Origin of the sequence: Psychrobacter sp. AOP7-B1-24, from assembly GCF_052376215.1 — a bacterium.
Taxonomy (GTDB): Bacteria; Pseudomonadota; Gammaproteobacteria; order Pseudomonadales; family Moraxellaceae; genus Psychrobacter.
Genome location: NZ_JBQSVL010000030.1, coordinates 22,516 through 35,813, shown reverse-complemented (window position 1 = coordinate 35,813; position 13,298 = coordinate 22,516). Strand labels below are relative to the sequence as shown.

At 42.4% G+C, this 13,298-nt stretch carries 11 protein-coding genes and 2 pseudogenes; 11 read left to right on the top strand and 2 right to left on the bottom strand.

Features of this window, described 5'->3' with window-relative positions; all coding sequences use genetic code 11:
- Positions 1-514 (bottom strand): hypothetical protein (locus ACT3QP_RS08035; RefSeq protein ID WP_444525099.1); only part of this gene is annotated, 514 nt, incomplete at its 3' end.
- Between the two features lie 469 nt (positions 515-983).
- On the opposite strand from ACT3QP_RS08035, the gene dnaQ reads away from it, so the two are divergent.
- From dnaQ to ACT3QP_RS07990, 9 genes are all read left to right on the top strand, one after another.
- Positions 984-2,642, top strand: coding sequence for a DNA polymerase III subunit epsilon (gene dnaQ / locus ACT3QP_RS08030; protein WP_444525098.1), 1,659 nt, complete (start codon positions 984-986; stop codon positions 2,640-2,642).
- 149 nt (positions 2,643-2,791) lie between these two features.
- Positions 2,792-4,474 carry a hypothetical protein gene (locus ACT3QP_RS08025; protein WP_444525097.1) on the top strand — a complete coding sequence of 561 codons (1,683 nt, stop codon included), beginning with the start codon at positions 2,792-2,794 and terminating at the stop codon, positions 4,472-4,474.
- Between the two features lie 157 nt (positions 4,475-4,631).
- Positions 4,632-5,579 carry an NAD(+) diphosphatase gene (nudC, locus tag ACT3QP_RS08020; protein ID WP_444525096.1) on the top strand — a complete coding sequence of 316 codons (948 nt, stop codon included), beginning with the start codon at positions 4,632-4,634 and terminating at the stop codon, positions 5,577-5,579.
- 86 nt (positions 5,580-5,665) lie between these two features.
- Positions 5,666-6,499 (top strand): RnfABCDGE type electron transport complex subunit B, encoded by an 834-nt coding sequence (locus ACT3QP_RS08015; protein ID WP_444525095.1) that lies wholly within the window; start codon positions 5,666-5,668, stop codon positions 6,497-6,499.
- Between the two features lie 117 nt (positions 6,500-6,616).
- Positions 6,617-7,312 carry an endonuclease III gene (gene nth / locus ACT3QP_RS08010; protein WP_444525094.1) on the top strand — a complete coding sequence of 232 codons (696 nt, stop codon included), beginning with the start codon at positions 6,617-6,619 and terminating at the stop codon, positions 7,310-7,312.
- A gap of 24 nt (positions 7,313-7,336) precedes the next feature.
- A complete protein-coding gene (locus ACT3QP_RS08005; RefSeq protein WP_444525093.1) occupies positions 7,337-7,660 on the top strand; it encodes a low molecular weight protein tyrosine phosphatase family protein in 324 nt (107 codons plus the stop codon).
- Positions 7,661-7,867: 207 nt separating this feature from the next.
- Positions 7,868-9,034: a methionine adenosyltransferase gene (metK, locus tag ACT3QP_RS08000; protein ID WP_444525092.1), complete on the top strand. Its 1,167-nt coding sequence runs from the start codon at positions 7,868-7,870 to the stop codon at positions 9,032-9,034.
- 71 nt (positions 9,035-9,105) lie between these two features.
- Positions 9,106-9,462 carry a DUF3144 domain-containing protein gene (locus ACT3QP_RS07995; protein WP_444525091.1) on the top strand — a complete coding sequence of 119 codons (357 nt, stop codon included), beginning with the start codon at positions 9,106-9,108 and terminating at the stop codon, positions 9,460-9,462.
- 227 nt (positions 9,463-9,689) lie between these two features.
- Positions 9,690-10,031 carry a hypothetical protein gene (locus ACT3QP_RS07990; RefSeq protein ID WP_444525090.1) on the top strand — a complete coding sequence of 114 codons (342 nt, stop codon included), beginning with the start codon at positions 9,690-9,692 and terminating at the stop codon, positions 10,029-10,031.
- A gap of 86 nt (positions 10,032-10,117) precedes the next feature.
- Here the strand turns inward: ACT3QP_RS07990 and ACT3QP_RS07985 are convergent, their stop codons facing one another.
- On the bottom strand, positions 10,118-11,773 hold the full coding sequence (locus ACT3QP_RS07985; protein WP_444525089.1) for a BCCT family transporter: 1,656 nt from the start codon (positions 11,771-11,773) through the stop codon (positions 10,118-10,120).
- A 164-nt stretch (positions 11,774-11,937) separates the two neighbouring features.
- Between ACT3QP_RS07985 and ACT3QP_RS07980 the strand changes: the two are divergent.
- A pseudogene (locus tag ACT3QP_RS07980) lies at positions 11,938-13,010 on the top strand (IS256 family transposase); the annotation flags it as partial.
- Positions 12,998-13,264, top strand: a pseudogene (locus ACT3QP_RS07975) (zinc ribbon domain-containing protein); the annotation flags it as partial. The pseudogenes ACT3QP_RS07980 and ACT3QP_RS07975, both read left to right, overlap by 13 nt.
- Positions 13,265-13,298: the final 34 nt, after the last annotated feature.

Here is a 13,298-nt window from a genome sequence, read left to right as displayed (position 1 = left end):
TAATAATATTGGCATGTGGATTGGCTAAGATATCCGTATTCATTTCATCACATTCCACACGATAGATAGTGTTAGCCCCTCGATAAATATAAGACAAATACTCACTGTCTAGTAACGGATCGATATTGGCATAAACAGGTTTGACATGAGCCAGCACTAATACTCTGTCAGGGCGACCTATCACGGCATCGACATTATCAGGATCAATAGAGAAAAAATTCGGTATTTCACTATTTTCTATCAACTCTAACGCCTCTGGATCATCCCACACTTGCTTAGCACCTGCAGGCTCCTTCATTTGCATTATCCATGAATCATCTTGTTGACTGACTTTGATCTGGGCAGGCTCATCATTACTGATCGTATAACATCCCTCAAAAATAGAGAGATCTACTGATTCAGACACTTCTGCCCCAAGCTGCGGAGCATCATCACACGCGCTCAAAAACAGTGCACTACTCACAGTAACACTGAGGATAAGACTTTTATAAAACACGGTTGAGCGTAAGGACATAATAAGGTTATCCTGCATTCATGCATTAGACTGTTATGAAAAAAATGATAATTGAACAGTAGTGTTGAACATATTACTAGGGTGTGTCCTCGTTTTAAAAATGCTGATAAAAATGAGATGAGTTGCCGTAAAACAAGCAAAGTAGCACAGATAATATCGAGATATTAGCCAGCTGCTTGACACTGTTTGGCAAGATTTAGCCATTTTTAACCCATTTAAATGACTATCGATTGAACTAAAAACACATCCCCGAGCCTGCGATCATTTATCTTATAAGGCTTATGGCAAGCCCACTTATTTTAACAGAAAATGTAAAAGTTACTATGATGATATGTGCTTTTACGATTTTGTGCGTTACGACTGTCCATCTTAATGGTAGATTTGTTATACTCAAACTCAGCATATAGAGTGATATAGTCAAATCTATATCAATACACTACATCATCACTTATTAGGTCAATACTGTTTTATGTCAGACAATCGCACCTCGGCGCCACCATCCAATATGAATAATACGATAAATCCATTGGCGGCCAAACCAAATACGACAGTGGCTTATACTGACGGTGCCTGCAAAGGCAATCCTGGTGCTGGTGGTTGGGGTGCACATCTTATTTTTAGTGATGGCCGTACGCAAGATTTATACGGCGGAGAAAAAGAGACCACCAATAACCGTATGGAGCTGATGGGTGCGATACAAGCACTCACTCATAGCCCTCACGAGCAACAACTTGAGATTTGGACAGACTCCAGCTATGTCAAAAAAGGCATTACTGAGTGGATTGAAGGTTGGAAGAAAAGAGGCTGGAAAACAGCCAGTAAGAAACCGGTCGCCAATCAAGATCTTTGGCAACAACTGGATACTCTATGCCAACAACGAGAAGTAGATTGGCACTGGGTAAAAGGTCATGCTGGACATGCAGGTAATGAAAAAGCAGATGAGTTGGCAAACCTAGGTGTGACCTCCAGTAGTGAAGATGTATCAATGATAGACTCACCAGATACCGCTAAAAAAAAAGCACAAATAATGACCAGTGAAGCACAAGAACCATCTAAGGATGACTGGCTAAAGTTCGATCCACTCGGCTTAGATGACTTCGAAGACGAGCTATTAGATGAGGACCCATTAGACGAAGTGTTAGTAGTAGCGTTGCCAAACGATTATAATGATAAAAATAATGACAGTAATACAAGTAACCCGGATATACATACAAAAACGAATGACTATCATGATAATGCTAGCCAACCAATGAGTAATACAGCGATGCCAGAAGCTCAAACGCCCCTGACTGATGCAACGAGCCATAACCTTATGTCAAATATGGATACTGATTCAAGTATAAATAATACAGAGAATGATGCACCAAAATTCGATGGTGATACCAGCCGTGCCAATCCGCATTTTAAGCCGCTGTTACCTAAGCCCATACACCGCCACGAATCTAACCGCCAGCTCATTATGGATACTGAAACCACAGGTCTCGATCCGTTAAAAGGCGACCGAATCATCGAAGTGGGTATCGTAGAAATGGTCGGCCGTAAATTTACTGGCGAAAAGTTACACGTGTATATCAATCCAAAGCGTGGCATGGATGAAGAAGTCATTCGCATTCACGGTATTTCTGAGGCGTTTTTAGCCGATAAACCCACATTTGATCAAGTTGCCCAGTCGCTTTATGATTTTATGGACGGTGCCGAAATCATCGCTCATAATGCCACGTTTGATATGAACTTTTTGAATATGGAGTTCGCCAAAGTCGGTCTGAATGATTTTTCTGAGCGCGTACAAGTGACTGACTCACTAGTCATGGCCAAACATCAGTATCCTGGACAAAAAAACACGCTGGATGCACTGGTACGCCGTCTAGATGTTGGTAAACAAGATCGTACCTTTCACGGCGCCTTACTAGATTCAGAAATTTTAGCTGAAGTATATTTGGCAATGACTGGTGGGCAGGTCACGCTAGCCATTGAAGAGGACACACAAACCGATGATGGTCAGACAGCCCATGCTAATTTTGCCAATCTAGCAGCCTTATTATTAGAATCACCCATGAATAACCATGCCAACCAAAACTGGTACACTTCGCTGGCAGAAGATTACCCTGAGCTAAAAAACTATATGTAATCGTCATTTAAATGACTTGCGATATCGACTTTTGTACAATATAGTCTTGAGTATCATTATATAAAGCGTTAAAAGATCACTAATAAATTAATAAATACTTTTTTATCATTGTTGAAACCATCACCATTAGCACATTATGGAACTCTCCTATGGACCAGTCTGCTCAAATGAAATTAGCCGCCCCAACGCTTAGTGTTACTGACTTCAATCTACCCTCACTACATTTATTACATGATGAAATCATCGTTACTCTAAAAGATACTGAAATTCATCTGAGTGAATTTAATGATGACAACACTCAGGCGCCTTTACTATTAGATTCTATTATTGTGTTGAAGCAGCTGTCCTGTATCTTTAAGCTTATTTCTTTAGTTGGTGCAGAAGCTTTAAATATTGCTATCGTCGATGGTTTACAACGACTGTATGATAATGGCGATAATAATGATACCGATCTGATTATGGACTTATCAGAAGCTATCATGACACTAGATCGTTATGTCGAGTTTGTATTATTAACAGAGTCAGTAGAGCCTACTTTATTACTGCCTGTTATCAATAAACTCAATGCTCATGGACAAGTGACAGCCATCACAGCAGACTATTTTTCAGCATTTGGTAGCAGTAGTGTCATCATTGCCAATCCTGAAAAAAACTTTCAGCCGCTTAACGAACTCGGCCTAGATAGTGAATTGTTAACCTATGCTTATCGTAGCGGTCTTGGTATCGCGCTACTGAATCAAGATGGCAATGTTAGCCCAGACGATCAGCAAAAACTTGATGCCATGAGTGCAGCCTGTGCATTGGTCGCATCAAACAGCAGTAGCTTATTTTGGCAAGCAGCCACGGCAGCTGTCACTGATATCGCAAATATCTTACCGCTAAATCTGAGCCAGAAACATACGCTCATCTATCTAGAACAGCAGTTCCAAAGCTACTTGCCGGTAATGGATACACGTTTTGCGGACTTAGTCAATTTTGCTTGTCAGCGTGACAATGATGCCGCGCAGACACTGCGTGAGCAATATGCCGATAATCAATTAGACGCGTCTCAGCTTGAGCAAATGAAGCGTTTCTTGTTCGGTCCTAATCGCAAGCTGACCGATACCTTGAACACCATTATTCAAACTCAAATCAATACTATCAAAGAAAACGTAGACAGTTATGCACGTGGTGACTCTATCAACCCTGTTGATGTGCAGACAGCACAAATTTTTGAAGATCTCGCGGCATTGAGCTCGGCACTACGTTTGCTTGGTCTCACCAATGCAGCCAATAGCCTCAGCACAGCAGCAGAGGCTGTCAATAATTGGCAAGCACCTACACCTGATGATTTCGATCACTTGCTACTGGCCTTGATGCAGGCTGAAAATGCCGCTATCTCAATGGCAGAAATGCACACTCCAGGCGCAATCTACTTACCATTGAATAATGCTCATATCTCATTGCATCAGCTCAATACTGCACATGATACGTTGATACAAGAAAGTCGTAGTGCCATCGCCAGTGCCGAGCAGGCCATCAATGATTATTTGGCAGAGCCGGAGCGCGATATACTCAACATTCAAAACATACCGGAAATGATGCGCCAAGTCTCAGGGGCGGTGCGGTTTTTACAATTACCCACTCCTGCCAGTATGCTAAGCCAATTAGCCAACTATCTAGAACAACGTATCGAAGATGAACAACCTATCGAAGAAGATACACTTGCCTGTATTGCTGATGTCATGATGGCTGTCGATCATCATTTAGACGGTTTTGAAAACAATCGCCCTGTTAGCAAACAAGCACTTGATGTCGGTCAGCAAAGCTTGAGCCACCTACTCGCTGCTTAAGGCTTATTAGGCATTCCCCTACTTAATTATTGAATGGATACCTTTATAGCAGGGCAGCAAAGACACTGCTATAAAGATATCCATTTGTATTTTTTATTTTAAATAAGTCTGTATCTATAGTCATACACACTTGCCCCGACTGTTTGGAACTCTCTATATGACCAACGCTTTTGTATTTACAAACGATAGCGTTTTATGCCATCAAACGCCTAATGGTTGGTGGCCATTACCACTTCAATTACCACAGTCCAATGATGCAAATAGCATTTATGATGAGACTCAACCATCATATCAGCTTGGTTGTGTCACACTGCTCCAGAGCCTAGCGCCAAATCATTGGCTATCTAATAGCAACGACAGCATAAATGACGTAACCCAAGCGGATACTGACAATAATTTTACCGCACAAGCGGCTATTGCTATTACTTATGATTACGCAATAGCAAACAGTATCATACTGCCTCCTATCGATGAGCCTCACGATAATGCTTTTGTTCATTATCGTGAGCTCATTGCCCAGCTACCTATAGCATTATCCGATCAGCTTAGCCAGGCCATTCAATTACTACGCTGGCAAGCAGACACGCGATTTTGTAGTCGTTGTGGCAATGCCACGACTCATGCCAAACAATCTGAGCGTGCAATGGTCTGCACCGTTTGCAAATTTCACCAATATCCACGTGTACAGCCTTGTGTCATTACCGCCATCACTCGGCCGAACCCAATCACTGGCGAAATGCAAATTTTGCTCGCTCATCATCACCGTCATGGACAGCAAAAAATGCCACCCATGTATGGTTTGATTGCAGGTTTTGTAGAAGTGGGAGAAAGCTTAGAGCATGCAGTCGTTCGTGAAGTAGCAGAAGAGGTGAACATCAGCCTGTCAGATATTCGCTACATAAGCAGCCAGCCATGGCCATTTCCTTCTAATTTAATGCTTGGTTTTCGTGCTACGTATGCAGATGGCGATCTTGTCATTCAAGAAGATGAGCTGTCACATGCGGACTTTTTTGATGTATCAAACCTACCTAGAATACCACCCAAAGGCAGTATTGCCCATGAGCTGATTGCGCAAATCATGAGCGAACAAGGTCTGCCGCTTTAGACTAAACAAGTCCGTTATGGATAATTGTACTTTTAGTCAATGGTATAATGTCAGCACTTATTACTGATATCAAGGTTATTTATTATATGCAAAGTAGCGCCAATATTCGCTTAGTCAACTTACCCATATTGTTCAATGTATTAGATCTAGAAACACTGCCGGCGGATATACAGATGCAAATATCTTCTATCGATGCTTGTCTACCGCAGACACAATGTGGGCTTTGCGAACATCCAGATGGTTGCTTGCCTTATGCGGCTGCTGTCGTACTCAATAATGAGCCCTATAATAAATGTGTGCCTGGCGGTCAACCAGTGACCAATGCAATTGCTGAAATTATCGATATCGATAGTCAGGAAACACTACTGAATGCAGCACCTTCTCAATGGCCCATAGATGCGACTTCTGAACGACCTACCGAGGTACGCGCTATCATACGTGAAGATGACTGTATCGGCTGCACTAAATGCATCCCCGCTTGTCCAGTCGATGCCATCGTCGGTACAGGCAAGCATATGCATACTATATTTACAGACTTGTGTACGGGTTGCGAGCTGTGTATTGCACCTTGTCCAGTTGACTGCATCGACTTAGTCACAATTGAGCGAGAAGTATCTGAGTCTGAGCGCATAGCAGAACAAGAAGATTTAAGACAGCGCTATCACAATCATCTAAGACGCGTCACCAAACAACTTACCGATAGCAGCAACAGTAGACCCGTAGTTAGTATGGTCGAGGCAAAACTCAACAATGCCGCTAGTCAGTCATTAAACATCAGTGAAGCACAAGCAAAAAACACCATTGCAACAGCTAAACTTCGTAGTAAAATTAAAAAGCTTGAGAAACAGTTAAGTGTTCGTGCAAACGCTCAAAAGCAAGCAGATCTTGAGGCACTACAGGCTGAGCTGGCACAGCTTTAATTATACAAAAATAGACAGTTTATGAAATGCTTTAGATGACACATAATAGATATCATTTAGGTATGTTAATAGCCAACAGTTCGAACAACTGCTCGCCAAAATAGTAGTAAAGATACCATGAGTAAAACCGTTAAACATAAAACAGCGGACACCCCGCCATCTAGACGCATGCCCAACCGTGACGTGCGCCCATTTTTTGAAAAATTGGCAGCGACGATTGATGAACCAGTCACCGAGCTCAACTACAACAGCAATTTTGAACTGCTGATTGCAGTGATATTATCCGCGCAAGCAACGGATGTAAGCGTCAACATTGCCACTCAGCAATTGTATCCAGTAGCGAACACACCTGAGGCAATATTTGCGTTAGGTGAAGACGGTCTGAAAGCATATATAAAGAATATTGGTCTATATAATGCCAAAGCCAAAAACGTCATCAAAACGTGTGGTGATTTGATTGAGAAATTTAACAGCACTGTCCCTGATAACCGAAAAGATTTAGAGTCACTGGCAGGCGTTGGGCGCAAAACAGCCAATGTGGTGTTAAATACCGCCTTTGGTCAGCCAACCATGGCCGTCGATACTCATATCTTTCGAGTGGGAAATCGTACTGGTCTGGCTACTGGAAAGAATGTATTAATCGTCGAAAAAAAGCTGGTTGAGCGTATCCCAGATGATTTCATCGTTGATGCCCATCATTATCTCATTTTACATGGCCGCTATACTTGTCAAGCGCGCACACCAAAATGCGGTGCTTGCCCTGTCTATGATGAGTGTATGTTTAAGGACAAAGCAGCATTTTTAGAGCTATAACCACGCTTTATAATAAGAGGTTTAATGAATCTGCTTTTTGTTTGCACCAAAAATAAATGGCGTAGTCCAACTGCTGAAAACATCTATTCAAACTACCCTAATTTGGCTGCCCGCTCTGCGGGTATCAGCCGTTCTGCTCGTAGATTAATAAACGCAGCAGATGTGAATTGGGCTGATATTATCTTTGTAATGGAAAATAAACATAAACGTTATATCTACGAGAAATTTCGCAATCAAATTGGCCAGAAAAAATTAATTGTTTTAGACATTCCTGATGATTATCAATATATGGATAAAGATTTAATCTTGTGGTTACAGGATGCAGTAGACGTTCACTTGCCTCATTAAATACTGGCAAGATAATAGCGGTATGGACGAATTCTAGCGTGCTTAATCAATATCTAGTTACCTCATAACACCATCCATTGCTAGAGTTTTGCTTCGATACACGGTAAAATACGATAATTTTTTGATTCCTTTTCATCTTTTTATTCAAAAATATTTAATAATGACTGAGTTCGTACACTACAGTCCCTGCAATTAAGCGACCCTTTTATGCGTGAATACAACTTATTTACCTCAGAATCTGTAAGCGAAGGTCATCCTGACAAAATGGCTGACCAAATCTCAGACGCCATCCTTGATGCTATTTTACAAGAAGATCTACACGCACGTGTGGCATGCGAAACCTTAGTGAAGACTGGCGCTGTGATACTTGCAGGTGAAATCACCACGACGGCAAATATCGATTTAGAACGTCTCGTTCGTGACACTGTAAATGGCATTGGCTATCACCATTCAGACTTAGGGTTTGATGGCGAGACTTGCGCCGTGATTAACATGCTCGGTAAACAATCTCCTGAGATTGCCCAAGGTGTCGATCGTAGCGACCCTGAAGAGCAGGGTGCAGGTGACCAAGGTCTTATGTTTGGTTATGCTAGTAATGAAACCGAAGTATTAATGCCCGCCCCTATCGAGTTTGCTCATCGTTTAATGGAGCGTCAATCTGAGCTACGCCGTGCAGGAGATCTGCCTTGGTTACGCCCAGATGCCAAAGCACAAGTTACACTAAAGTACGATGGCAATAAACCAGTAGCGATCGATGCAGTAGTATTATCAACGCAACACGATCCTAGTATTTCACAAGCGGATCTACAAGAAGCCGTGATGGAATCTATCATCAAGCAAGTCTTGCCAGCCGATTTATTACATGCTGGCACACGCTATCATATCAACCCAACCGGTAAGTTTGTGATTGGCGGTCCTGTTGGTGATGCAGGTCTAACTGGTCGTAAAATTATTGTTGATACTTATGGCGGCATGGCTCGTCATGGCGGCGGTGCTTTCAGTGGTAAAGACCCTTCAAAAGTAGATCGCAGTGCTGCTTACGCGGTACGTTATGTGGCAAAAAACATCGTAGCCGCAGGTCTTGCTGATCGCTGTGAAGTTCAGGTCAGCTATGCAATCGGTGTGGCGGAGCCAACCTCTATTTCTGTCAATACCTTTGGCACTAGCAAAATCAGCAACGATGAAATCATTCGTCTGATTCGTACCCATTTTGATTTGCGCCCTTACGGCATTACCCGCATGCTGAATTTATTGCAACCAATGTATCAGCAAACTGCTACCTTCGGTCATTTTGGTCGCCCAGGTTCAGAGACTGCTTTTACATGGGAAAAAACAGACAAAGCTGAAATTTTGAAGGCAGATGCTGGTTTATAAAACCCTTGCTTTAAATTTTTACAGACCATTTTTATATACTAAAATTTATCGATACTTATTAGGAGCAGCTCATGTCTCAAGACACTACTCAAAACAACGACACTGATGCCAACATTGAGATTACCCCTGAAATGCAAGCGTTTTATCAACGTGCTGATGCTATTATTGGTATGGCCAATAGCCAATTGAGCCCAGAGGCACACTCAGGTCAAGTAGGCGCTTCTTTATTGTATGCCGCCGCACGCTATAGTGCATCAGTTGCCTCTATTGGATTTGTAAAAGGTGACGACTTTGCCAAAGAAAAAGACGATATCGTTGAATTTTATGTGAAGCAATACCGTCAAATGCTAAGCGACAATCTGACTGACTACGCCCAAAATTTTGATACATACGTTCAGCTGAACCAAGATGATAAATCAGCAGAATAACACAGTGGCCTTTCACTAATTTTTTAGAGCAGCCAAAATTTTGATAGCAATAAAAATCAAACCCAAGCTTATGATTAAGCTTGGGTTTTTTGTTAATTATCATTTAGTAGATGACTTTTTATAAATAGGATAATATGGGTTGAAACCATTTGATTTATAACGTGGTTGACGCTAACTATCGATAACAGGAATTTATCGGAACTCATCTTTTATAAGGACGTATTACTATGAACTATTTATTAAAATCATGGCGATCACGCTTATTACTATTAAGTTTATCTGCAACCATCGCGTTGACTGGCTGTAGTAACATCCAAGGCATAGGTCCGTCCGATACGCCTACGCACCCTATTCATAGCACTGAACACAACCATTCAATACCTAGCGACAATATTTTTACAAAATGTCCGCCCTATAATCCTGAACAAACAATGTGTACCGCACAATACGACCCTGTCTGTGTCACGATAAAAACTGATACAGGGCTCAACTATCGTACAGCTGGAAATTCCTGCTCAGCATGTGGCACAACTGCAGCATTAGGCTATATTAAAGGGCAATGCTCATAATCTTGTATAAATAACCTGTATTAAAAAAAGCCCTCACTTGTGATTAAGTGAGGGCTTTTGAGTATCACATTATTTTATACACTCAACTAATTATCAGAGGTTTCCAAGTCAGGAGGACCTGTCAGCAGCTCCTCATCACGGAACTCATTGGCCGAATTGTGCTCTGCTGACTCTTCGGTGACGAACCATTGCTGATTTCGATATAGTATCAAACGATCTCGACTCAGGCCACGCAATAACGAATACATCATAATAACGATGACAATAGCAAAAGGAAAACCTGAAACAATAGAAGCCGCTTGCAAGGCCTGCAAGCCTCCTGCTGCTAACAATACCGCGGCAATAACCCCTTCTGTACCCGCCCAAAATAGGCGTTGAATTTTTGGCGGATTGGTATCACCACCCGATGTCAACATATCAATCACAAAACTGGCCGAATCTGACGACGTCACGAACCACAATACAATCATCACGACAATGAGAGCATTCATAGCAGCGGTGAAAGGAAAAGACTCCATCAGCTTAAATATTGCACTACCTGTATCGGCCTTAACCGCTTCGACGAGTCCAGGACTGGCGATACTAGGATCAGCAGCGGCCATCAACTCCATGTGTACCGATGAACCACCAAAAGCTGTAAACCATAGAAATAAGATCGTAATAGGAATTAAAAGCACCCCTAATATAAACTCGCGAATGGTACGACCACGAGAAATACGAGCGACAAACACACCGACAAAAGGTGACCAGCTGATCCACCATGCCCAATAAAATATCGTCCATGACGACTGCCAGTTTTCTTCGCCTTTATACGATTCTGTCCATAGACCTAGCGGAATAACTTGATGCAAGTAATTGCCAATATTTTCGACAAAACTATTCAAAATAAACTGTGTTGGGCCTAAAATAATAACAAAGCTCAACAGCACCGCAGTAAACAAGATGTTCATATTACTTAGACGCTTGATACCTTTGTCTAACCCCAGAAATAAAGAGCCAGCTGCAAGCAAAGTAATAAATACAATGAGAACAATCTGAGTAGTCGTATTAATAGGAACATCGAATAAAGCATTCAGACCTGAATTGATCTGTAACACCCCTAAGCCAAGCGTTGTCACGACACCAAACATCGTACCAAACACTGCTAAGATATCAACAGTATGCCCCATAGGACCATATATTTTTTTGCCCACGAGAGGATATAGTGTCGAGCGTATGGCCAAAGGCAAACCTACACGATAATGAAAATAAGCCAGTGCTAATGCGACCATGCCATACAGTGCCCATACGTGAAAACCGTAATGCAAAAATGAGATATTCATCGCCAGTTTAGCAGCTTCAATGGTCTCTCCATCTCCCAACGGTGGAGCCATAAAGTGATATAGCGGCTCGGCAGTCCCCCAATAAATCAGTCCAATACCAATACCAGCTGAAAACAACATCCCAATCCAAGAGACCAAATTATATTCTGGCTTCTCGTTTTGATGCCCCAACCTGATATCGCCATAACGGCTAAATATCATATAGATGCTCATCACCAACGTTAAATTGACGACCACAATAAAGAACCAGCCAAAACGCAGAGACACAAAAGCCTTTGCCTGACTAAAGACAAGCTCTGCTTGCTCATTGAAAAGAGCACCGAAAAGGATAAACGCAATAATTAACAATGCTGACGTTAAAAACACAGGTCTACTTACCCGTGGAAAAGGGCCTAACCGACCAACTTTCACATGATCCATATAATAATCTCAATTTTTTGGGATGGCTACCTTAACAAGATACGTCCAAACTATCAAACCCATGCAGGCACACACTGTGGTTGAAAATAAAAAAACCTAAGAATATTCCGGAGTTTCCCAAACTTTGTGTAACTGCTTATAATCCACTAACCGGAGAATAAGCAATGACTACTCAATCTGACATTAAAAAACTGGCTGAGCAAATGGCCAGCAGTATGAACAGCTTCTATGACATCAAAGACTTCCAGAAGCAGCTCATGCAATCCTTTATCGATACTGCCTTAGAGGCTAAGATGGAAAACCATCTTGGCTATCCTAAGCATGAAAAACAGATAAGCCTCATAAGCGCAACGGACACACTAAAAAGACCATCCGTAGCGACATAGGTGATCTTGAGATATCCACCCTAAGAGACCGCGGTGGCAGCTTTGAGTCTGAGCGAGGAAACAGCAAAGCACTGCTTTGCCCGAGCGCAAGACAAGAGCTATGCTTGCGTAGGTAAGCAAACATCAAACCCGTATTAGTGGCCTTGATGATAAAATCATATTCCACTACTGGCATAGCCTTCCATCTTGCGCTTAGGGCAAGTGCCTCCCATACACTTGCTGATCCTTGCTCATACACTAAGGGTCAAACCACCACCAAGATTGTAGAGAGTATTAAAGAGCTCTACGATGTAGATATCTCAAGTAGCTTGGTTTCAAGAGTTACGGATAATATATTAGACGACCATCACAGCTTGGCAGAACCGGCCGCTGAGTAGTGTTTATCCTATCGTCTGTTTGGACTGCATCGTCGTTAAGATGCGCGAAGACAAACAGATCATCAACAAAGCTATCTACCTGGCACTAGGTGTTGCTCTTGATGGTAAAAAGAGCTGCTTGGTATGTGGCTATCAGAGAATGAGGGCGCTAAGTTCTGACTTGGTGTGCTCACTGAGCTACAAAACCTTGGTGTGCAAGATATACTCATTGCCTGTATTGATGGTTTAAAGGGTTTCCCTGATGCCATCAACACTGTCTACCCCAAAGCACAGGTTCAGCCGTGTATCTTACACATGGTGCGCTATTCGATAAAGTTTGTACCATGGACGGATAAGAAGGCAGTAGCGGCTGATTTAAAGGCCATCTACGGTGCGGATACGCTTGAGATAACAGAGGCCAACCTTGAGCACTTTGATGAAACTTGGGGTGATAAGTACCCGCATGTGGTCAAGTCTTGGCGCAGCAATGGCGCGGCGGCTTACTGATTAAAGTAAATCCACGATACACTAGCCAAACTTGCTCTAGGTGCCAGCATATCGCTAAGGAAAACAGACAAACTCAGTCTAAATTCGAGTGCGTCAAATGCAGGTATGTTGCGAACGCTGATTTTAATGCGGCTCGTAATATATTAGCGGCAGGACATGCCGTATTGTCTGCGGAGGGAGGATGCAGTAAAGGTCGCCCGTTGAAACAGAAAACAAGTGACCCTCGTGAGAAGGTCGCCTAAGAGCATTTGCTTTTAGAATCCCCCACTTGAGCTT

What these genes read in the sequence shown, in the direction of transcription:
- dnaQ (WP_444525098.1), top strand. Translation starts at nt 984, where the DNA reads ATGTCAGACAATCGCACCTCGGCGCCACCATCCAATATGAATAATACG.
- ACT3QP_RS08025 (WP_444525097.1), top strand. Translation starts at nt 2,792, where the DNA reads ATGGACCAGTCTGCTCAAATGAAATTAGCCGCCCCAACGCTTAGTGTT.
- nudC (WP_444525096.1), top strand. Translation starts at nt 4,632, where the DNA reads ATGACCAACGCTTTTGTATTTACAAACGATAGCGTTTTATGCCATCAA.
- ACT3QP_RS08015 (WP_444525095.1), top strand. Translation starts at nt 5,666, where the DNA reads ATGCAAAGTAGCGCCAATATTCGCTTAGTCAACTTACCCATATTGTTC.
- nth (WP_444525094.1), top strand. Translation starts at nt 6,617, where the DNA reads ATGAGTAAAACCGTTAAACATAAAACAGCGGACACCCCGCCATCTAGA.
- ACT3QP_RS08005 (WP_444525093.1), top strand. Translation starts at nt 7,337, where the DNA reads ATGAATCTGCTTTTTGTTTGCACCAAAAATAAATGGCGTAGTCCAACT.
- metK (WP_444525092.1), top strand. Translation starts at nt 7,868, where the DNA reads ATGCGTGAATACAACTTATTTACCTCAGAATCTGTAAGCGAAGGTCAT.
- ACT3QP_RS07995 (WP_444525091.1), top strand. Translation starts at nt 9,106, where the DNA reads ATGTCTCAAGACACTACTCAAAACAACGACACTGATGCCAACATTGAG.
- ACT3QP_RS07990 (WP_444525090.1), top strand. Translation starts at nt 9,690, where the DNA reads ATGAACTATTTATTAAAATCATGGCGATCACGCTTATTACTATTAAGT.
- ACT3QP_RS07985 (WP_444525089.1), bottom strand. Translation starts at nt 11,773, where the DNA reads ATGGATCATGTGAAAGTTGGTCGGTTAGGCCCTTTTCCACGGGTAAGT.